Raw genomic sequence first — 19,530 nt, 5'->3', positions numbered from 1 at the left:
GAGCGACCCATGGCCGAGACGAGCTACAATCAGTTCTGCCCTGTTGCGATGGCAGCGGAGATCCTTGGCGCCCGCTGGACTCTTGTTCTCGTTCGGGAGCTTGTCGTCGGGTCGACCCGCTTCAACGAGCTGCGGCGCGGCGTGCCGAGGATGTCGCCGGCACTTCTCTCGAAGCGCCTGAAAGACCTCGAAGCCGCGGGTATCGTGTCGCGCGTTCAAGTGCCGGGCGAGCCGGAGACGTTCGAGTACCGCTTGACCAAGGCGGGAAGCGATCTGCGGCCCGTCATCGAAGCCGTTGGCGCTTGGGGACAGAGGTGGATCGAGACCGAAGCATCATTGGCCAATGTCGATCCTAATCTTCTGATGTGGGATATGCGCCGCCGCATCGATCCCAAGCCCATGCCGCGCCGGCGGAGCACGATCCAGGTCATGTTCAAAGATCAGCGCGAGGCGCAACGAAATTGGTGGCTGATCGTCGAGCCGGGAAAGCCCGTCGATTTGTGCTGGGTCGATCCGGGCTTCGACGTCGACCTTTACCTGTCGACCGATCTGAGGACGATGACCGAGGTCTGGATGGGTTATACGACATTCGGCAAGGCTCGAGAGGCGAATAAGCTCGTCATCACAGGCAGCAAGCAGCTCGAGGCCAGCTTGGCGTCTTGGATGCGCCTCAGCACGTTCGCCAAGATCGACAAGCTGGTCGCGTAGAGGGCGGTCCCATGCTGGAACTCAGACCGACTTGTGAGCATTGCAATCGCGCGTTGCCCCCAGAGGCGACAGAAGCGCGGATTTGCTCTTACGAATGCACGTTCTGCGCGGAGTGCGTGGACAATGTCCTCCAAAACGTATGCCCGAATTGCGGAGGCGGCTTTGCCCCGCGACCGGTCCGTCCATCGGTGAACTGGCGGGGCGACAACTATCTCGGCAAGGACCCGGCCAGCACCGTTATTAGGCACAAGCCGGTGGACGCCGCCGCACATGCGAAATTCTTGGCCAAAATCAGGGCCATACCACCCGAAGATCGCTGACGTTGCACAGGGCCGCATGCGTCGCTAAATACCCCCCATGAAGCTCATTGTTTTCGATTGCGACGGCACGATCGTCGATAGCCAGGCTGGCATCGTGCTGTCGATGGATCACGCATTCTCATCGCTGGGATTGGTCGCCCCGTCGCGTGCCGCTACGCTCTCGGTCGTCGGTTTGTCGCTGCCGGAAGCATTCGCAGCCCTTGCGCCCGATCACGACCGCGCGACGCGAGCCGAACTCGCCGAACGCTACAAGTCGGCCTTCCGCGATTTGAAGCACGATCCGTCGGAAACCGAGATCCTGTTCCCGCTCGCCAAGGAAACGATTGCGCATCTCGCGTTGCGGGACGATCACCTTTTGGGGATAGCGACGGGCAAGTCGCGCCGTGGCGTCGACCGGCTGTTCAGTCGCGAAGGCTGGCACGAGAGCTTCTCGACCATTCAGACCGCGGACGATCATCCGTCGAAGCCGCATCCCTCGATGCTGCTGCGCGCCATGACTGAAACCGGCACGACGCCCGATCTCACCGTTATGATCGGCGACACGACTTACGACATGGAGATGGCGCGCGCTGCAGGAGTGGCAGCGATCGGCGTCGCCTGGGGCTATCACGAAGTCGCCATGCTGACCGAAGCAGGCGCGCATGTGATCATCGAACGTTTCGAGGATCTGCCCGCCGCAATCGAACAGGTATTCGCCACAGAAAGCTGCGAAGCATGAGCACGGGGAACGGCAAGGGTGATGCTGGCGGCGCCAGCGCGGATCGCGCTTCGGGAGGCCCCCGCAGTGCCATCACCGATAGTCTCAAGAAGCCGCTCCCGAAGCGCTTCTATAAAGAAGTTAGCGTCGGAGACGTTGCACCGTTCCAGGTTCTTCTGGATGGTCGCGCGATCAAGACGCCGAAGAAGCGGCAGCTTGCCCTTCCGACGCGAGCGCTGGCCGAAGCCATCGCCGCGGAATGGCGGGCGCAGGCCGAGGTTATCGATCCGGCAAAGATGCCGCTGACGCGCTTCGCCAATACGGCGATCGACGCCGTCGCCGATACGCTCGAAGCGGTCGCAGCCGACATCACCGCCTATGCGGGAAGCGATCTCGTCTGTTACCGGGCAAAGATGCCGCCGAAACTCGTCGAAAGCCAATCCGAGCACTGGGACCCGATCGTCGCCTGGGCGAACACGACGCTTCCGGCGCATTTCGAGGTCGTGGCGGGCGTCGTGCATGTTGCCCAGCCCGAAGCCTCGCTCGCTGCATTCTCGAAGGCATTACCGCACGACGCCTTCCGGCTGACGGCGCTTCATGTGCTGACGACGTTGACCGGATCGGCTCTGATAACGCTGGCCGTGTTCCGGCAGTGGCTGAGCCCCGACGCCGCGTGGAAAGCCGCGCATGTCGATGAAGATTATCAGATCTCGGTCTGGGGCGAGGATGCTGAAGCTTCAGCGAGACGCCGCGGCCGCAAAGCCGAATTCGATTCCGCAAACCGCTTCCTCGAGCTGACGGCTTCGGCGTCCTAGGGCGCGAGCCGGCGCAGTTGTGTTAAGCGGCTCGCGAGCACCTTGTCTATTCGCCGGCCGTCGAGATCGACGACCTCAAATCGCCATCCGTTGATATCCACGTGCTCGCCGGTTTTCGGGATGTGCTGCAGTTGCGCCAGCACAAACCCGGCGACAGTCTCGTACGAACGGTTTTCCGGAAGCTCGGTACCGATCTTATCGGCCATTTCGTCGACCGGCATGGACCCCGACAACAGCCAGGAACCGTCGTCGCGTTCCACGGCATGCGGCTCATAACCTTCGGCGTCGGATTTGAATACGCCCGCGATCGCTTCCAGAATGTCGGCCGGCGTCACCAGGCCTTCGAATTCTCCATACTCGTCGTGGATCAGCGCCATCGGCACTTCCGCATCCCGCAATACGGACAAAACGTCGAGTGCAGACGTCGTCTCGGGAATCATCGGCGCTTTGCGGATATAGGCGGCGACCTCGAACGGTTTGCCCGCGAGAAGCCCGGCGAGCAGTTCGCGCGTCTGCACCACGCCGATCAATTTGTCGGTCGAGCCCTCGCCGGCAGGCAAACGCGAGTGCGGTGTGGAAATCAGCCGCTCTTTCATGTCGGCTTCGGACGAGTGGATGTCGATCCAGTCGACGTCGGTACGCGGCGTCATGAGGCCGATGACGGCTCTGTCGGCCAAGCGCATGACGCCCGAGATGAGTTCGCCTTCGCCGCTCTCCAGCACGCCAGCTGTTTCGGCCTCGGAGATCAAGGTCTTGATCTCTTCGTCGGTGACCCGGCTTTCTCTTTCTCGCGAAAGTCCCAAAACGCGAAAGACCAGTTGGGTAGACCTGTCGAGCAGCCAAACCACCGGTCCCGCAGCAGTGGCGAACCACGTCATGATCGGAGCGACTGCGCAGGCGATGCCCTCGGCATTGCGGAGCGCCAAAGTCTTCGGCACCAACTCGCCGGCGATGACCGAAAGATAGGTGATGACCGCGATAACGACGCCGAACCCCACCGGATCGGCCACCGCTCGGCCAAATCCGAGGTCTTGCAGGTAAGCGGATGCATATTCGCCGAAGGTCTCGCCCGAGTAAGCACCGTTGATGATGCCGATCAGGGTGATTCCGATTTGAACCGCAGATAGGAAGCGTCCGGGATCGGCGGACAGCGCCAGGGCGCTCTGAGCGCCATGCCGGCCTGAGTTGGCCATGGCCTGCAGGCGCGGACGCCGGGCAGAGACGACTGCCAGCTCGGAAAGCGCAAAAAGGCCGTTAAGGAGAATGAGGCCCAGGACAATCAGCAGTTCGGTCAAGACATTCTCGGCCGACGGATCGCGTCCAAGCCACTCCAAGTTATTGAAGAAGCCAATCTATGGAGCCCTGGGTGACAAATCAAGGCCAGAAGGCCGCCCTTGACCGATCGGAATGTTTGGTAATCGGCGAGTTGCACGCGAGACCGGCTTGCTCTTAACGCGCATTTCGCGCCAACATTTCCCCACTGATTCGGGTCGACGGAACCGATACTCATGCTCAATGCGCCGCGCATTCCAGAGCTAGCGCAACGCGACCGGTTCATCCGCCGGGCGGTGGCGGAAGGCCGCGTGCTAACCCTCGCCGACGAAGAGATCGCTTCCGTTCCGTCGCAGAAAGTTTCGGGGCGCACGGTCCAGCTCTTCTGGTCGAGCCCCATCGAAGCCGAGCGCTGGGCCGAGGCGCTGGCCGGCAACAGCAAGCTTCAGGACATCACGCTCGAAGTCTTCGTAACCGACATTCTGCCGGGTATAGCGACGGCGAAAGGCTTCGTCGGAACCGATTGGGTCTCGGACCCGATCGAGGCCGAGATCGATCCCAGAGACCTCATCATCCGGCTGAAGCTGGAGGCCGTGCCCCTCTACGCTGCCGCCGCCCGCCAGAAAGGCGAGGTCTATTACGTCGGGGGCGAGGACAGCCCCATGTTGACGCCGGGCACCGAGAAGCCGCGGTCAGCCGAACGGCTGCACGTCTTCTCCACCCGCTCCGACGCCGAAGCTCACATGAAAAAGCTGGCCGGAAAGCGCGTCGTCGCCGATCCGATCGCCGACTTCGTGGGCTCGACATTGGCTTGGGCGGCCGGGCGAGGGCATTCGATCGTGATTGAGCCGATCCGAGGCGCGGGCTTCGTTGAGGTAAAGATTACCGATCTTGCCACCCGTCTCGCCACTGACCCGGTCTCGCACCCCTGAAAAGCGGCTGATTTCGAGCCTGAGGCGACCGCCGGAACCCCTCGCCGGGGTTCGCGACAACTCAGCGTTTGCGCTGTATCGGAGCCATGCTAGAGAGCCGTTCCAGCATATTTTTCCCGAGCCAGCCAGGGGTTCCATGAAAGACATTATCGATGAGCTTGAGAAGCGTCGCGACAACGCCCGTCTCGGCGGTGGCCGCGCCCGGATCGACGCCCAGCACGCCAAGGGCAAGCTGACGGCGCGGGAACGCATCGAGCTTCTGATGGACGAAGGCTCGTTCGAAGAGTTCGACATGTACGTCGAGCATCGCTGCACCGACTTCGGAATGGAAAAAACGAAGGTCCCGGGAGACGGCGTCGTTACCGGCTGGGGCACGATTAACGGCCGCGTCGTTTACGTTTTCGCCAAGGACTTCACGGTCATGGGCGGCTCGCTCTCCGAGACGCACGCCAAGAAGATCACCAAGATTCAGGACATGGCGCTCAAGAACCGCGCGCCGATCGTCGGTGTTTTCGACGCCGGCGGCGCCCGCATTCAGGAGGGCGTCGATGCCCTCGGCGGCTACGGCGAAGTGTTCCAGCGCAACGTTTTGGCATCAGGCGTCATTCCCCAGATCTCGGTGATCATGGGCCCATGCGCAGGCGGCGACGTCTACTCGCCGGCGATGACCGACTTCATCTTCATGGTGAAAGACACGAGCTATATGTTCGTCACCGGTCCCGACGTCGTCAAAACCGTGACGAACGAGAACGTGACGGCGGAAGAGCTCGGCGGCGCCAAGGTTCACACGACGAAGTCGTCGATCGCCGACAAAGCCTACGAGAACGATCTCGAAGCGCTCCTGCAGATGCGCCGGTTGATGGATTTCCTGCCGTCGAGCAACAAGGCGGGCGTCCCGGTGATTCCGACCCACGACAGCCCGGATCGCCTCGACCATTCGCTTGATACGATCATCCCGGACAATCCGAACAAGCCCTACGACATCAAGGAACTGATCCTGAAGGTCGTCGACGAAGCCGACTTCTTCGAAATCCAGGAAGCCTTCGCGAAGAACATCGTCACGGGCTTTGCGCGCATGGAAGGCTCGACCGTCGGTATCGTCGCGAACCAGCCGATGGTCCTCGCCGGCGTTCTCGACAGCGACGCCTCGCGGAAGGCCGCACGCTTCGTTCGCTTCTGCGACTGCTTCGATATCCCGATTCTGACCTTCGTCGACGTGCCGGGTTTCCTGCCCGGAACCGCGCAGGAATACGGCGGCTTGATCAAGCACGGCGCAAAACTGCTCTTTGCGTTTGCGGAAGCCACCGTGCCGAAGGTGACCGTCATCACCCGCAAGGCCTACGGCGGTGCCTACGACGTTATGAGTTCGAAGCACATCCGCGGCGATGTGAACTACGCCTGGCCGACCGCTGAAATTGCGGTCATGGGTGCCAAGGGCGCGGCGGAAATTCTCTATCGTTCGGAGCTTTCCGACCCCGTGAAAATCCAGACGCGCATCGACGAATATAAAAAGCGCTTTGCAAACCCCTTCGTTGCAGCCGAGCGCGGCTACATCGACGAAGTCATTACACCGTCAGCAACGAGAAAGCGTCTCTGCCGCGCGCTCAACATGCTGCGCAACAAGACCCTCGAGAACCCGTGGAAGAAGCACGACAACATTCCGTTGTGATGCTTCTCTAAAATCGCGAGCAGACGAACCATCGATGTCATCCTCGGGCTTCCCCGAGGATGACATTTTATTTTGTGCGCTTGGCAATCTCGCAAATCTTACAAGTCGACCCACACGCCACCCCGCCAATAGCCGTGGCCCTCGTGCTCACGCCACCTGTGGTGCGCAGCCTCGGATTCGCGCCACTTCCAGCTGTCCGGATGCACCTGAAGATGCAAATCCGGGGAGTATTTATGGCGCTCTTTGACGTGCCAGCAGTCGCCGTCACCGTTGCAGACGATATCGGCCGACGCCGTCGTCGCCGTGAACGCGAGCATGCTAGCGCCCAAGAGTGCAGCCGTTGTCGCAAGCTTCATTCGTCATCTCCTTTGCGGTCTGTCCAACCTCAAAGCAAACCTGCTCAGGGCGTGATGGTTTCAACACGCTAACCAGTTTTTAGGCTGACGATCGAATGCGCTCGCAAATATTGGAAAATCGATTTTTCTCGGAGCGATTATGCCCGCCGCAATCTGCGTCTCAATTAGTCCGCAGCGCCGTGAGCGACTAAAGCGGCGAGTTTCTTGTCGAGATCGAGCGCCGCATCGAGCAGCGGCTTGTTCTCGCCGATGACCATAAGGGACGACGGCAGCACGTACGTTATCGTCGAGCCTCCGCCTTCGAGATTATCCGTCACCAGCACCTCGACGGGCGCGAAAAGTCCCGCCGTGATGTCGTGACGGATCATCGTGATCGCCAACAGCGGATTGCCGAGGATCCAGCGCACGGCCCGCCGCTTGATGCCGTAGATCGGAAGCCAGCCGCTGTGATCGATGACATGAAACAGCATGAAGCCGCTTTCACCAACGAAACGCTCTTCGACTTGTCGCTTGAACTCCGCTTCGCTGGGCCATGCCTTCGCCAAGGCCAGGATGTCGGGAACGGTGGTCGATCCCATGACGCTGCGAAACCGGTTCAGCACGTCGTCAACGCCGCGCGGCGTTCGAACGACGATGCGCTTGCCGGTGAATGGCTGTGTCTCCATCTTGGCCTCGGCTTTCATTTTCATGCGCTCCTCAGCTCGCTAGAAAAGCATTTACGTCGGCTGCGAACTCGCCGTGGTGCTGCCAGAGGAAGCCGTGCCCAGCGTCAGGGTAGATCTTCACCTGGGCGTTCGGAATGAGGCCGCCCATCAGATGCGTGAGGCGCGTCGGACACATATAATCGGCGTCGCCGTTCGCGACGAACGTCGGCTGGGTAATGGCCGCAAGACGCGCCAGCTTGTTGTGGTCGGGTATACCCCATTCCACCACCGCATCGTACTGCGCGTCGCGTGTCGCCAGTGTTCCCGGCGCGTCGCGATCCTTCCGCTCCATGAAGCGGCCGAGATACTCGTTGCCCTTCGCCTGGCTGGTCGGCGTCTGCTTGAACATGATGTAGAGCAGGGTGCCTGCGCCAGGATTATCCGCATGCGTGGCATCATAGATATCTTGCCGCCAGCCATGAAGCCCGGGACCGCCCTGCGGTGCGGTTCCTGCGAGAATGAGACGGCGGACGAGGTGCGGGCGCAGAAGCGCGATGTCCTGCGCGATGAAACCGCCGAGCGAAAATCCGAGAACGTCGATCTTGTTGAGCGTTAGCGCGTCTATGAAGGTCAACGCATCGCGTGCCATCTGCTGGACCGTGCTCGGCGTGGTGCCGCTGGTCGAGGCGACGCCGGTATTGTTGAAGATGATGATCTCGCGCTCGGCCGCAAGAGCGTCGAGCAGTGCCGGATCCCAAAAATCCAGCGTGCCGGTAAAATGCTGAAATAAAACGAGCGGAACGTCGCTCGCATTGCCGAACCGGCGATAGGCGTAGCAAACGCCGTTGGCGCCTTCGATTGTCTGCGTTGCAACGGTCGTCGCGGTGACTTTGCCGAGCATGAAACATCTCCGATCAGATACTGGCATATGCCAGAAATGAAGTGCGGGCACGGAACAAAATCAAGCGCATTTTTATCGCCGTTCGGACGTTCACCACGGCCGCGCAGGATTTAGCCGAAGAAAATCAGTGGCATATGCCTTGAAATTTTTTTCAAGGTACGCCAGATTGTTTCGCCGAGGTCCCAAATGACACGCGAGTGCAATAATTCGATGCTCCGCCGCGCCAGCCGCATGCTGGGGCAGGTCTATGACGATGCACTCGCGCCGAGCGGTCTCCGCGCGACGCAGTTCGGCCTGCTGGCCCAGATCGACATTATGCGCGAGCCGGCGCTCCGCGAACTCGCGGCGGAAATGGTGATGGACCTGTCGGCGTTGGGTCACACGCTCAAGCCGCTGATCCGCGATGGCTACGTCGCCTTGGTGCCCGACAAGAAGGATCGCCGGGTCAAGCACGTGACGCTGACAAAGGCCGGCCGGAAGAAGCTCGAGCAGACGAGCAAGCTTTGGGCCGATGCGCAACGGCGTTTCGAAAAAACGTTTGGCGATAAGCGCGCAGCCGATCTTCGTGCCGTCCTCGAAGAACTATCGTCCGAGGATTTCCGGAAGGCATTTACGGGCGGTTCTTAATTCCGGCTGCGCGTCAGCGCCACCATCTCCACCCGCGATCAAGAAGTTCCGGTTTTGCATTGCAGAAATTGCTTTCTGCGCCAACGGAACTCAATGACTCCGGCGCACGTTGAATTCTCGAACAAATTGATATGGAGGACCACATGGGTGGTAACCTGATTTATTACGCGATCGTCTTTCTGATTGTCGCGATCGTTGCCGCTGCCCTCGGCTTCGGCGGTGTCGCTGGCACCGCAATGTCCGGTGCTCACCTGCTGTTGGTGGTAGCCGTTGTATTCATCGTTGTCGGCCTCCTCGCAAGCGTACTGAGGCGAGGCGTTTAAATATCTTTGGTGACGAGCCGAAGGCGCGGTTGTTCGATGGAACCGCTCGAAGCCCCGGCGCAGCAGTGCCGGGGCTTTGCTTTGCACTGACCCCGGAGCTAATTCGAAGCGGGTTTAAGCATCGCGTAGCCAGCCGCTTTGCGAAACCGCTCCCTTCGCGCCTTCGACATGAACAGCATTTGTAAGATGACCATTGCCTTCCCGAGCAGCGGCATCTCGATCGGCCTGCCGAGGCGGTCGCCTTCCTCACCCAAATAGCGCAACTCGTCTGTGCGCCAGCCCCGCGTTTCGAAAAACCCGAACCAGTCGGCGGGCTGAAATCGGAAGGGCGCATTCTTCAATCGGCCGGCCATCATCCGCTCGCGCGTTTTGATCAGCTCCGGCGAAAAGAAATCGACGATCCAACCAGCTGCACGATCGAGAGTTCTGAGATCTTCGGCGAGCGCCCCGGCCTGCTCGACGCTCAAATAGGGAATGACGCCTTCGGTCAGGACGAGCAGCTTTCCAGCTTGCGCATTCGTGGCTGCAAAGAGCCGCCGCCGCGCGTCGTCGTCCGCCAGATCGCATTTCACGCGCGTGAGTTTGAAACGCGGCGTTTCCGCCGCGAGCCGTTCTTCCTTGTACGCGATCACGTCCGGATAGTCGGCTTCGATCCACTGAAAGGAAGAGGGGAGATCCATGCGATACGGACGCGTGTCCAGCCCTGCGCCGAGGTTGAGAACGGTGTCGACGCCTTGAGCGACGGCATCGCGAATGAAATCGTCGATGATGCGCGTCCGGATCGCGATGACCCATGACGTCATGAAGCCCCGGGGCATGGAGTCGGCAATGGACTTTCCCCGGTGGCCGGCGAGGACACCTGCGAGCGGATCGCGAAAAAGCGCATCCTTCCGGTTCGTCTCGATGCTGCGGTAATGCGCGACCCAAAAAGCAGTATCCGAGACATTCTCGATAATGGTGTTCGTCACCGGCGTCTGTCCTGATCGGTATGCGGCGTGATTCTTTATTCCCAAATTCCGGCGGCGATTTTACGTCCAGCGCGGGCGGCCGGCTCGACGAAGGAGAGTCGCCCGCGCCAGCAAATAAGCCGGCCGGCTCGACGAAGGAGAGGAGCCCGCGCCGCAAATGCTCAAACCCTCAAATCATGCGTAAATCATCTTCACCGTCATGCCGCCGTCGATGGTGATGTTCTGGCCGGTCATGAAATCGGCGCTGTCTGCAAGAAACAGGCACGCCTTGGCGATGTCCTCGGGCACGCCCACACGACCGACTGGATGCTGATCGTTGTCGGCCTTCGAATGGTGAGGTTCTTTCGCTCGCCCCGAGAATTGCCAGTCGCTCGTCTCGATCCAGCCCGGGCTTACCGAATTCACGCGAATGCCGACGGGGCCGAGGCTGATCGCCATGCCATGCGTGAGCGCGGAGATTGCACCCTTCGACGCAGTATAAGCCTCAGTGCCGGGCTCCGACATGAAGGCGCGCGTCGACGAGATATTGATGATGGCGCCGCCGCGCCCGTGCTTCACCATTTCTCGCGCGACGGCTTGCGAGCAAAGCACCGTGCCGCGGACGTTGACCGCTTGCACGCGATCGAATTCCGCAATCGGAAGTTCGAGGAAAGGCCGATTGGCGAGGATGCCCGCATTGTTGACGAGCACATGCGGACAACCAAGATCTTCGACGGTCCGGGCGATCCAGCGCTGAACGTCGATCTCCTGCGACGTGTCTGCGTGTTCGTAGAGGCACCGTGCACCAAGTTCTCGAATATGCGCCGCCGCTTCCTCGCCGGCATCCTCCGCGGGATCGGCAATCGAGACGGCATATCCCGCTGCGGCGAAGGCGTAGCTGACGGCACGGCCGATGCCCTGAGCACCGCCTGTGATTGCAACGACCTTTGCGCTCATGTGCGAAATCCCGGTTGGCTGTAGGCGCGGCGATGCGAGTTGACGCGCTGTGAATGAAGCTAGTTGCGTGAATGCGTCAACGAAGTTCGAGCGTCGCCGGCATGCCGTACTTGGGCGGCAGCGTGATTTGCGGCTTGATGTCGATCACCGCATCGGGGGCAATCGTAAACCTGTATTTTTGCCCGACGGCCGCAAGGACAATCGCCGCCTCCATTGTCGCGAAATGGCTTCCGATGCAAAGGCGCTGGCCCCCGCCGAACGGGTAATAGGCGAATTTCGGGAGACGCGTCGTCAATCCATCGAGCCAGCGCTCCGGCAAAAACCGCTCGGGGTCCGGAAAATATTTCGGATCGCGGTGACTGACCCATTGGCTCATCAGGATCGTATAGCCGCGCTTGACGCGGTATCCGCCGAGTTCGAGGTCGGTCGTCGCTTCGCGGCCGATGGCATAGACGGGAGGATAGAGCCGCATCGCCTCGTTGATGACGGCTGATGTGTAGGGAAGGGCCGCGAGGTCGTTGGCTGTCGGAGTTCGTCCGCCGAGTACGCGAGCCCACTCGTCGGCGAGTTTCCGTTCGGCGCTCGGATGCTGCGAGAGCAGATACCAGCTCCACGTCAGCGTCAGCGCCGTCGTTTCGTAACCGGCGAGATAGAGCGTCATCGCTTCGTCGCGAAGCTGTTGGTCGGTCATCCGCGAGCCGTCCTCGCGCTGGGCCATGATCATCGTCGAAAGCAGGTCGTTGCCAAGCGGGCGAGATCTTCCACGCGCGATGAAGTCATCGATGAGATCTATGACGCGCGCGACGGCACGGCGTATCTTGATGTTGGCCGGAGTAGGAAAAGAGATAGGCAGCGTGAAAGTCGCGTCGAGCCGGATGGTCAGGAGATCGAAAGCCTCCATCAGACTTCGATAGACGCCTTCGTGATCGCCCTGGTCATCGAGGCCGAAAAGCGTCTTGAGGGCGATCGCGCTCGTCAGTACGCTGAATTCGTACTCGAGATCGACGGCCTGTCCGGGAGACCATTTCGAAACCATCGCGTTCGCAAGCTCGGCCATGATTGGTGCGTAGGACAGAACTTGCGCCTTGAGGAATGCGGGCTGCATGAGCCGGCGTTGGCTGAGCCAGAAATCGCCTTCACTCGTCACGAGACCGTTGCCGAGGATCGGCTTGAACGCGCGCGCACCGAAATGCTTGATGTAGTGCCGCGCATCGGTGACCAGAACCTGCTGGATAAGCTCCGGATCGCTGACGAGAAAGAGGCGCCACCGGCCGGCGCGGAAGCTGGCGATGGAGCCGTAGGTCCGCGCAAGGTCGAGAAAGAAATCAACACGGCGTGGCCCGATCTGGGAGATGTTGCCCCCGATCAGGGTTCCCTTGGGACCCGGCGGAAGCCCAGCTTTTGCAATCGTAATAGACCTGCTCATGACGGCACCGTCCCAGCAGAAGCTCCGACGATCAGAAGAGCGAGACCCCCTTCCGAATATCGAAGGCCAATAGAATTTTAAAAAAAATCGCGATAGCCGCGGCGCGCATCAGCTATCTCTCTCGTTGCAAAATATCCGGTTTTGAGCGCCGCGATGCAAAGGAAAATTACGCGGCCCCTGCGTCCTTTGCGGCAAGCCCGCCGATGGCGGACCAATCGAGATTATCGCCGCCGTTGGCGAGCAATGTCAGAAAGCGATCTCGTAACAGGCTGGCTATCGGCAGAGGGACACGCAATTCCTGACCCGCAGCCAGAGCGAGTTCGATATCCTTCAATCCAAGCGGAGCCGCAAAGCCTGCCGGCTGGAACTTGGCATCGGCGAGCAGCGTCCCGTAAGTCTTGTAGATTGGAGCGCCGAACAACGTCGACGTCAGAACCTCGAGATACTGATGCTTATCGACGCCCGCTTTTCCGACAAGCGCCATCGCCTCTCCAAGCGATTCAATCACGGTTGCGATGAGGAAATTCCCGCTGAGTTTGACGATGTTCGCCGCTTCCGGCTGGTCGGAAATCGTGAACGTCCTTTGCCCAACAGCGTCGAGGAGAGGAGATACGCTGTTCAACGTATCGCTTTTCCCTGCGGCGACGACAAAGATCTTTGCGGCGGCAGCCGCATCCGGACGGCCGAACACGGGAGCCGCAACGTAGCGTTGGTCTTGTCTGCCGTGGTCATCCGCGAGTTTCTTCGATAGCGCGACGCTGATCGTGCTGGACGAAATATGGACGGCGCCCGGCTTCAACGACGCGAGCAAGCCGTGGTCTTGGTAAACCACCTCCTCGAGGGCCCTGTCATTTGCCAGCATCGTGAATACGGCGTCGCCCTTGGACGCGTCCCCCGGCGTCAGGGCGACCTTCGCCCCTTTTGACGCCAGCGCGTCGGACTTCGCGTGGGTCCGATTATAGACGGTGACATCGTGTCCGGCCTTGAGCAGGTTGGCCGCCATGCCGGAGCCCATATGCCCCAGCCCGATAAAACCGACGTTCATGAAGCCTCACAGCTGAGATGATGTCTCTTAAGGATAGCATGCGGCCCATTTTTCGGCCGCTACAACGCGGAAAGGCGGCACGCGGCCTTGCCCGTAACCATCAAACTCCCGAATAGACAATTAGGCCTTACGGTTTGTTCCAGAGCCGGCAAACGGAACCCTTTGCGGAGCTTGAGGTAAAAAGTTGATCGGAAGCTAAAAAGTAGCGGTATCCAACCGGGCTCATGCGTGCTATCGACGAACCATCGAACTTTGGCCGGATATTGCGAGGCACTCCGCCTCTGGCGCAGCCAAGCGCACAGACGTCTTTCCAAAATCGAACTGAGGTCGACGCACGCGATCATATTGACGCATGCGTCAGCCTCAAAAACTAAGGCTTAAAAGGAACATTCTATGATCACGGGTACCGTGAAATTCTATAACGACCAGAAGGGCTTCGGCTTCATTGCTCCGGACCAGGGCGGAAACGACGTATTCGTGCACGCGACCGCTCTTGAGCGCGCTGGCATGCGCGGCCTTTCGCAGGGCCAGAAGGTCGCTTTCGAAACGGAAACCGATCGCCGTTCGGGCAAGATCGCCGTTAGCGTCATTCAGAACGCTTAAGTGACGTACAGCTGCTGGTAGGGCGAAAAGTCTGGCCAGCAGTCACGTTTCGCTTTCGAGTTAGATGATATAAGGCCGCGGGTACGCATGCGTAATCGCGGCTTTTGCATGTCTGGTGACCGTCACGCCCGCCCAGACTGTAAGCCGGGCGCCGTCTTGAGTTCCGCGATCGTCTTGCGGAGTTCCTCATTTTCGGCGCGCGCATAGGAGTCCGCCGCGTTCTGGCCGAGCGCCACGAGCATTTCCCGCTCGTTGGAATCAATATCGGTCCCCGACACGTGCGGGCCGTAAAGCATCACCGCAAAGCAGTGGACACGGTTCGCAGCCGGAACCGCCAGGATGGGCATATCGAGCCCACTCGGAAAACCGGCTTCGGTGGCTGCCGACTTATCGAGGCGGCTTGCCTCGCCTTGGCGCAGATTTTCCATTATCGCGCCGCTGATGCGGAGATCGCGCACGGCTTTATCATCCCAGCCGGCACTGTTCTCGAAGCGTCGAAACGCCGTGTCCGTTCCACGGAAGGTCGCCGCAGATGACAATTTCAACGCCCGCAGGACGCCGTCCGACAGAAGCCGGTCGATCTCGACCGGAGTCTTCGCCCGCAACAATGCCTCTCCGATCTCTTTCGCCGACTTGTCGAGCGCGCGGTTGAAAAAGCGGTCGGCCAGTTCGACCGACCATTCATGCAGCCGGCCGATGACGAACAGAACGAGGGCGCCGATGCCGAGCCACGACCAGCCCGGAAGTTCGACGAGCTCATGCATGTGCTCCGCCTGCTGATGGAGAAGGAGCGCCGGAACGCTCATCAACAGAGCTAGGAGGGTGACGCGCCGAAGCGGTATCGCGACGCTCACGACGCGGTCGCGACGCACGGCTTCGACGACGAAGAGGCAGAGGACGCCGTTGAGCAGATAGAGAAGCCCGGCGATATCCTCGGACATCACGAACCCGTTCCAGTTGGTCAGAAGCGTCGTGTACTCGTTGAGATCGGCAATAACGAACGCCGGCAACCCGATCAGACAGCCCCACATGACCCATCTGAGACGCTGATTGTCCTTGGGCGAAAGGGTTCGCCGTCTCGCCAGCAAGATAGCGACTGCCGTGATGCTGACGATAATGCCGAAGAGGATCGTTACGCGAGTGAGCAGCTCAGTATGAAAGCCGACAGAGTTCCCATAGGCCGCCATAAGCGCAACCGCGACGACCGGCGTGAGCGCGAGAATGGCCTTTTCGAACCGCTCCCACTGCGGCTGGATCGAGCCGGTCGGCGCCCGCATCACGAAGACCAGAAGTCCCGCATAGCCCACCGCCTGTGAAATGCTCCCGAGTGCGTTTTGCACCAGAAGCAAAAGCGGCCAGCGCTGCAATTGCGCATAAAACTCGTAGGCCTGCCCGGGATTGTACCAGATCACATAGACGAAAAAGCCCCACGTCATGCGGCTCGGTCGCGTCCAGACCAGCCAGCCGGCCCCGAGGATGACGGCGATGCCTGCGAACTGATCGAGGAGCAAAACCAGACGAGCGAACCAATTCGTCGGACGCGGCACGGCGATCAGCGTCACGTCGCGCGCGCCCTCCGTCGCCGTCGGCAAGAGGTCGATGGTCGTCCGCCGTCCTGGCAGCACGTATTCGTTGCCGCCGACGGACGTTATCGTGCTTGTGCAAACATACGGATCAAAGGGAATGCAGCGCATACGCGAGAAGTCGAGGCGATCTCCCGGCCGCACGCCCGCTTGCCAGGCAGGAGACTTGTCTTCGCTCTCGAAGGGCCCCCTGACGTCATAGATCAAGCCGTTGCTGTCGGCGTAAAATCCAAACGATCCAAGCGGACGCACCACGCGCGCGAAGTCCGGCAGGATCATCGCGAGAGCCCAGATGAGAAGTGCAATAAACAGCAGGCGGTGGCGTGTCATGGCAATCCACCGGATGTTGATACTGTTGGCGCTTTGAAAATAGCGGGCCCGAAGCTCATCTGCGAGAGGTAAAACGACGGCGGCTTAAACGGTAAGATGGCGTCGAATTTACGCTGATGAAGTTAATGATTTCGAGCGACGGCAGATGAATTTTGAGCCCGCAACAGGCATCCGAAATATGACGTGCCGATCTTAAGACGGGAAGGAACTCTGCAATGGAAATGCACTTACATCCCACCGCCCTCGATATCACGGTACGTTTGGTCCTAACACTGATTGCGAGCTTCTTGATCGGTCTGAACCGGGAGAGTGCCAGCCACAGTGCGGGGCTGCGCACCACGGTCCTGGTCGGCCTTGCCGCCTGCATCGCAACGAGCCAAGCCAACATCTTGCTCGGTCTTGCAGGCAAGACGCCGGACACGTTCACGACCATGGACGTGATGCGTCTCCCGCTCGGAATCCTCACCGGCGTTGGCTTCATCGGCGGCGGCGTCATTCTGAAACGCGAGAATTTGGTCTCCGGCGTCACGACCGCGGCAACGATCTGGGCGGTGAGCGTCGTCGGCATCTGCTTTGGCGGTGGCCAGCTGATACTCGGCTCAGTCGGGACGGTCTTGATAATCCTGACGCTCGCGGCACTTCCCTGGATCGACATCCGCATCCCCCGCGATCAGCGGGCCCACCTCGTCGTTGCGTCGACCGCCGACCGTCCTCCGTTTCCCGACTTGGACGAGCTTCTGCGCGGCTCGGGCTTCAGGGCGCGATTTCAGGGAGTAGATCACACCAAGGAGCCGGGGCGCACTTTGTTGACGTTCGATCTCCGCTGGAGGCGGCCCGAAATCGACGAGCCGCCACTCGAGATACTGAACAATCTCCATCCGAACTATGAAGTGCGCTCGTTCGAGGTGATCAGAGAGGCACTGCACTGAACGCGTGCGTCCTTCGCTAGCCGATGTCGGTATGACGAAGCCGAAGCGCATTCGCAATCACGCTGACCGACGACAGCGCCATCGCCGCCGCAGCGATGATTGGGGAGAGCAGCAATCCGAAGACCGGGTACAGAATACCCGCAGCAATCGGCACGCCCGCCGCGTTATAGACGAATGCAAAGAACAGGTTCTGCCGGATATTCGACATCGTCGCTTCCGAGAGTTCCCGCGCTCGTGCGATCCCTTCGAGGTCGCCTTTGACGAGGGTAATGCCGGCGCTTTCGATGGCAACGTCCGTGCCGGTTCCCATCGCGATGCCGACGTCGGCCGCGGCGAGCGCCGGCGCATCGTTGACGCCGTCGCCGGCCATAGCCACCGCGCGACCCTTGCGCCTGAGCTCAGAAACGAAATTGGCCTTGTCCTCGGGTAGAACGTCGGCCTTCACGTCGTCGATGCCGAGCTTGGCGGCGACGGCCTTGGCCGTCGTCGCGTTGTCGCCCGTAAGCATAACCACATGGACGCCGTCGGCCTTGAGCTTGCGAACAGCCGACAACGTCGTCGCCTTGATCGGATCGGCGACCGCGATGATGCCCGCCGCTTTGCCGTCGATCGCGACGTAAACGGCCGTCGCGCCGTCGCCCCGAAGTTTGTCAGCATCGGCGGCAAGAGCCGACATATCGATTCCCCTCTCGTCGAAGATCGTTCGATTGCCGATGACGACGGTGCGATTTTCGATGACGCCGGACACGCCTTTGCCCGAAGGCGAAGCGAAATCGCGAACATCCGATAGTGCAATATTTCGGTCCCGCGCTTCGAGCACGATGGCCGCGCCGAGCGGATGCTCGCTCGCCTGCTCGAGACTGGCCGCGAGCCTCAAGAGATCGGCCTCGCTGATCGACGACGCTGTGCGGATCGCGGTCACCTTGGGCTTGCCTTCCGTGAGCGTGCCGGTCTTGTCGACCACGAGCGTGTCGATTTTCTCCATGCGCTCGAGAGCCTCGGCATTCTTGATCAGCACGCCGGACTGCGCGCCACGGCCGACACCGACCATGATCGACATCGGCGTCGCGAGCCCGAGCGCGCAGGGGCAGGCGATGATCAACACGGAAACGGCGGCAACGAGCGCATACGAGAAGCGCGGTTCGGGGCCGAACGTCATCCAGGCGGCGAACGCAAGCACCGCAACGGCGATGACGAGCGGCACGAACCATCCGGCGACTTGATCGGCGAGGCGTTGAATGGGCGCGCGGCTGCGCTGGGCTTCGGCGACCATTTGCACGATGCGCGCGAGCATCGTATCGCGGCCGACCTTTTCGGCTCGAATGATGAGCGCGCCCGATCCGTTGATCGTGCCGCCGATGACTTTCGCTCCAACGCTTTTCGAAACGGCAAGCGGCTCGCCCGTCACCATCGATTCATCGACGTTGCTCTTGCCATCGACGACGCTGCCGTCGACGGCGATGCGCTCACCAGGACGAACGCGCAGCCGGTCGCCGACCGAAATCGCCTCGATCTGCACCTCTTCGTCCGAGCCATCGGGCTTCAGCAGCCGCGCCGTTTTCGGAGCAAGATTGAGAAGTGCACGGATAGCCCCGCTCGTTTGCTCGCGGGCCCGCAGTTCCAAGACCTGCCCGACGAGAACGAGCACCGTGATGACGGCAGCGGCCTCGAAATAGACCGGCACGGCGCCGTCCATTCCCCGAAGCGACGGCGGAAAGAGGCCCGGGAACAGCGTGGCGACGACGCTATAGATCCACGCGACGCCCGTGCCGAGTGCGATCAGCGTGAACATGTTGAGATTGCGCGTCTCGAGCGATTTCCAGCCGCGCTCGAAGAACGGAAATCCCGCCCAGAGCACGACGGGTGTCGCGAGCGCGAACTGCACCCAGTTCGATACGGTTGGACTGATGATGTGATGCAAATTGAAAAGGTGACTGCCCATCTCGAGAACAAAAACGGGAAGGGCGAGCGCCGCGCCGATCCACAGCCGCCGCGTCATGTCCTGAAGCTCGGCGTTGGGCTGGGCTTCGGCGGTAACGAGTTCTGGCTCGAGCGCCATACCGCAGATAGGGCAGAAACCGGGACCCGCCTGTCTGATTTCCGGATGCATCGGGCAGGTGTAAATGGCCCCAGCCGGAACGGGCTCTGCTTTTGCCGCCTCAGGTTTCAGATATTTGATTGGGTCGGCGATGAACTTGGTCCGGCATCCGGCGGAGCAGAAGTAATAGGTCTTTCCATCATGATCCGCATGATGCTTCGCCGTGTTCGGATCGACGGTCATGCCGCACACCGGATCTTTCACGATGCCGGCGTGGGTGGGCGCTGCGTGATCGTGCGAACTGCAGCAGCTCTTTGCGGGAATACTCTGCTCAGGTCCTGTCCTCGGCTCATCAGCGGTCATGATGTAATTCCTTGCTGAACTCAAAGCGCGCGTGCACGGGCGCCG

The 19,530-nt window shown here is 60.7% G+C and carries 20 protein-coding genes; 10 read left to right on the top strand and 10 right to left on the bottom strand.

Going from position 1 to position 19,530, the window contains the following annotated elements; translation table 11 throughout:
* The first annotated feature begins 9 nt into the window (after positions 1 to 9).
* The 4 genes from BM399_RS07820 to BM399_RS07805 are packed head-to-tail and all read left to right on the top strand — an operon-like array spanning position 10 to position 2,540.
* Complete coding sequence (locus BM399_RS07820; protein ID WP_092866841.1) at positions 10 to 708, top strand: winged helix-turn-helix transcriptional regulator; 699 nt, start codon at positions 10 to 12, stop codon at positions 706 to 708.
* A gap of 11 nt (positions 709 to 719) precedes the next feature.
* Positions 720 to 1,028, top strand: coding sequence for a DUF1272 domain-containing protein (locus tag BM399_RS07815; RefSeq protein WP_092866839.1), 309 nt, complete (start codon positions 720 to 722; stop codon positions 1,026 to 1,028).
* Positions 1,029 to 1,065: 37 nt separating this feature from the next.
* Entirely contained in the window at positions 1,066 to 1,746 is a 681-nt protein-coding gene (locus tag BM399_RS07810; RefSeq protein WP_092866837.1) for an HAD-IA family hydrolase, read from the top strand.
* On the top strand, positions 1,743 to 2,540 hold the full coding sequence (locus BM399_RS07805) for an ATP12 family chaperone protein (RefSeq protein WP_092866835.1): 798 nt from the start codon (positions 1,743 to 1,745) through the stop codon (positions 2,538 to 2,540). Before BM399_RS07810 ends, BM399_RS07805 begins: the two co-directional genes overlap by 4 nt.
* On the opposite strand, the gene BM399_RS07800 is transcribed toward BM399_RS07805, so the two are convergent.
* Positions 2,537 to 3,835 (bottom strand): hemolysin family protein, encoded by a 1,299-nt coding sequence (locus BM399_RS07800; protein ID WP_092868116.1) that lies wholly within the window; start codon positions 3,833 to 3,835, stop codon positions 2,537 to 2,539. The genes BM399_RS07805 and BM399_RS07800 overlap by 4 nt on opposite strands.
* A 213-nt stretch (positions 3,836 to 4,048) precedes the next feature.
* Here BM399_RS07800 and BM399_RS07795 point away from each other — a divergent pair, with 213 nt between their 5' ends.
* Entirely contained in the window at positions 4,049 to 4,744 is a 696-nt protein-coding gene (locus BM399_RS07795; protein ID WP_092866833.1) for a DUF2750 domain-containing protein, read from the top strand.
* A 136-nt stretch (positions 4,745 to 4,880) separates the two neighbouring features.
* Complete coding sequence (locus BM399_RS07790) at positions 4,881 to 6,413, top strand: acyl-CoA carboxylase subunit beta (RefSeq protein WP_092866831.1); 1,533 nt, start codon at positions 4,881 to 4,883, stop codon at positions 6,411 to 6,413.
* Between the two features lie 98 nt (positions 6,414 to 6,511).
* Here the strand turns inward: BM399_RS07790 and BM399_RS07785 are convergent, their stop codons facing one another.
* From BM399_RS07785 to BM399_RS07775, 3 genes are all read right to left on the bottom strand, one after another.
* Positions 6,512 to 6,769: a hypothetical protein gene (locus tag BM399_RS07785; protein ID WP_092866829.1), complete on the bottom strand. Its 258-nt coding sequence runs from the start codon at positions 6,767 to 6,769 to the stop codon at positions 6,512 to 6,514.
* A 164-nt stretch (positions 6,770 to 6,933) separates the two neighbouring features.
* Positions 6,934 to 7,458, bottom strand: coding sequence for a DUF302 domain-containing protein (locus tag BM399_RS07780; protein WP_210186961.1), 525 nt, complete (start codon positions 7,456 to 7,458; stop codon positions 6,934 to 6,936).
* Positions 7,459 to 7,465: 7 nt separating this feature from the next.
* Positions 7,466 to 8,314 carry an alpha/beta fold hydrolase gene (locus BM399_RS07775; protein WP_092866827.1) on the bottom strand — a complete coding sequence of 283 codons (849 nt, stop codon included), beginning with the start codon at positions 8,312 to 8,314 and terminating at the stop codon, positions 7,466 to 7,468.
* 186 nt (positions 8,315 to 8,500) lie between these two features.
* On the opposite strand from BM399_RS07775, the gene BM399_RS07770 reads away from it, so the two are divergent.
* Together BM399_RS07770 and BM399_RS07765 are read left to right on the top strand one after the other, a co-directional pair.
* Entirely contained in the window at positions 8,501 to 8,941 is a 441-nt protein-coding gene (locus tag BM399_RS07770) for a MarR family winged helix-turn-helix transcriptional regulator (protein ID WP_092866825.1), read from the top strand.
* 143 nt (positions 8,942 to 9,084) lie between these two features.
* A complete protein-coding gene (locus tag BM399_RS07765; protein WP_092868114.1) occupies positions 9,085 to 9,264 on the top strand; it encodes a DUF1328 domain-containing protein in 180 nt (59 codons plus the stop codon).
* Between the two features lie 98 nt (positions 9,265 to 9,362).
* On the opposite strand, the gene BM399_RS07760 is transcribed toward BM399_RS07765, so the two are convergent.
* From BM399_RS07760 to BM399_RS07745, 4 genes are all read right to left on the bottom strand, one after another.
* Positions 9,363 to 10,232: a class I SAM-dependent methyltransferase gene (locus tag BM399_RS07760; protein WP_092868113.1), complete on the bottom strand. Its 870-nt coding sequence runs from the start codon at positions 10,230 to 10,232 to the stop codon at positions 9,363 to 9,365.
* A gap of 174 nt (positions 10,233 to 10,406) precedes the next feature.
* Positions 10,407 to 11,168 (bottom strand): SDR family NAD(P)-dependent oxidoreductase, encoded by a 762-nt coding sequence (locus BM399_RS07755; RefSeq protein ID WP_092866823.1) that lies wholly within the window; start codon positions 11,166 to 11,168, stop codon positions 10,407 to 10,409.
* A gap of 76 nt (positions 11,169 to 11,244) precedes the next feature.
* Positions 11,245 to 12,594: a cytochrome P450 gene (locus BM399_RS07750; protein ID WP_092866821.1), complete on the bottom strand. Its 1,350-nt coding sequence runs from the start codon at positions 12,592 to 12,594 to the stop codon at positions 11,245 to 11,247.
* Positions 12,595 to 12,760: 166 nt separating this feature from the next.
* On the bottom strand, positions 12,761 to 13,639 hold the full coding sequence (locus BM399_RS07745) for an NAD(P)-dependent oxidoreductase (protein WP_092866819.1): 879 nt from the start codon (positions 13,637 to 13,639) through the stop codon (positions 12,761 to 12,763).
* 393 nt (positions 13,640 to 14,032) lie between these two features.
* On the opposite strand from BM399_RS07745, the gene BM399_RS07740 reads away from it, so the two are divergent.
* On the top strand, positions 14,033 to 14,242 hold the full coding sequence (locus BM399_RS07740) for a cold-shock protein (RefSeq protein ID WP_045835921.1): 210 nt from the start codon (positions 14,033 to 14,035) through the stop codon (positions 14,240 to 14,242).
* 122 nt (positions 14,243 to 14,364) lie between these two features.
* Here the strand turns inward: BM399_RS07740 and BM399_RS07735 are convergent, their stop codons facing one another.
* Positions 14,365 to 16,155 carry a PDZ domain-containing protein gene (locus BM399_RS07735; protein ID WP_092866817.1) on the bottom strand — a complete coding sequence of 597 codons (1,791 nt, stop codon included), beginning with the start codon at positions 16,153 to 16,155 and terminating at the stop codon, positions 14,365 to 14,367.
* A gap of 215 nt (positions 16,156 to 16,370) precedes the next feature.
* Here BM399_RS07735 and BM399_RS07730 point away from each other — a divergent pair, with 215 nt between their 5' ends.
* The gene (locus BM399_RS07730; protein WP_092866815.1) at positions 16,371 to 17,084 is read left to right on the top strand and encodes an MgtC/SapB family protein; all 714 of its coding nucleotides are present in this window, start codon (positions 16,371 to 16,373) and stop codon (positions 17,082 to 17,084) included.
* A gap of 16 nt (positions 17,085 to 17,100) precedes the next feature.
* Here the strand turns inward: BM399_RS07730 and BM399_RS07725 are convergent, their stop codons facing one another.
* Positions 17,101 to 19,485, bottom strand: a complete 2,385-nt coding sequence (locus BM399_RS07725) for a heavy metal translocating P-type ATPase (RefSeq protein ID WP_092866813.1) — start codon at positions 19,483 to 19,485, stop codon at positions 17,101 to 17,103.
* Between the last annotated feature and the right edge of the window lie 45 nt (positions 19,486 to 19,530).

The organism is Hyphomicrobium facile (genome assembly GCF_900116175.1).
GTDB lineage: Bacteria > Pseudomonadota > Alphaproteobacteria > Rhizobiales > Hyphomicrobiaceae > Hyphomicrobium_B > Hyphomicrobium_B facile.
The sequence above is the reverse complement of the archived record's forward strand: the minus strand, read 5'-3'. Positions and strand labels throughout refer to the sequence as shown.

Coding starts and splice junctions, on each gene's coding strand:
- BM399_RS07820 (WP_092866841.1), top strand. CDS start 10: ATGGCCGAGACGAGCTACAATCAGTTCTGCCCTGTTGCGATGGCAGCG.
- BM399_RS07815 (WP_092866839.1), top strand. CDS start 720: ATGCTGGAACTCAGACCGACTTGTGAGCATTGCAATCGCGCGTTGCCC.
- BM399_RS07810 (WP_092866837.1), top strand. CDS start 1,066: ATGAAGCTCATTGTTTTCGATTGCGACGGCACGATCGTCGATAGCCAG.
- BM399_RS07805 (WP_092866835.1), top strand. CDS start 1,743: ATGAGCACGGGGAACGGCAAGGGTGATGCTGGCGGCGCCAGCGCGGAT.
- BM399_RS07795 (WP_092866833.1), top strand. CDS start 4,049: ATGCTCAATGCGCCGCGCATTCCAGAGCTAGCGCAACGCGACCGGTTC.
- BM399_RS07790 (WP_092866831.1), top strand. CDS start 4,881: ATGAAAGACATTATCGATGAGCTTGAGAAGCGTCGCGACAACGCCCGT.
- BM399_RS07785 (WP_092866829.1), bottom strand. CDS start 6,769: ATGAAGCTTGCGACAACGGCTGCACTCTTGGGCGCTAGCATGCTCGCG.
- BM399_RS07780 (WP_210186961.1), bottom strand. CDS start 7,458: ATGAAAATGAAAGCCGAGGCCAAGATGGAGACACAGCCATTCACCGGC.
- BM399_RS07775 (WP_092866827.1), bottom strand. CDS start 8,314: ATGCTCGGCAAAGTCACCGCGACGACCGTTGCAACGCAGACAATCGAA.
- BM399_RS07770 (WP_092866825.1), top strand. CDS start 8,501: ATGACACGCGAGTGCAATAATTCGATGCTCCGCCGCGCCAGCCGCATG.
- BM399_RS07765 (WP_092868114.1), top strand. CDS start 9,085: ATGGGTGGTAACCTGATTTATTACGCGATCGTCTTTCTGATTGTCGCG.
- BM399_RS07755 (WP_092866823.1), bottom strand. CDS start 11,168: ATGAGCGCAAAGGTCGTTGCAATCACAGGCGGTGCTCAGGGCATCGGC.
- BM399_RS07750 (WP_092866821.1), bottom strand. CDS start 12,594: ATGAGCAGGTCTATTACGATTGCAAAAGCTGGGCTTCCGCCGGGTCCC.
- BM399_RS07745 (WP_092866819.1), bottom strand. CDS start 13,639: ATGAACGTCGGTTTTATCGGGCTGGGGCATATGGGCTCCGGCATGGCG.
- BM399_RS07740 (WP_045835921.1), top strand. CDS start 14,033: ATGATCACGGGTACCGTGAAATTCTATAACGACCAGAAGGGCTTCGGC.
- BM399_RS07735 (WP_092866817.1), bottom strand. CDS start 16,155: ATGACACGCCACCGCCTGCTGTTTATTGCACTTCTCATCTGGGCTCTC.
- BM399_RS07730 (WP_092866815.1), top strand. CDS start 16,371: ATGGAAATGCACTTACATCCCACCGCCCTCGATATCACGGTACGTTTG.
- BM399_RS07725 (WP_092866813.1), bottom strand. CDS start 19,485: ATGACCGCTGATGAGCCGAGGACAGGACCTGAGCAGAGTATTCCCGCA.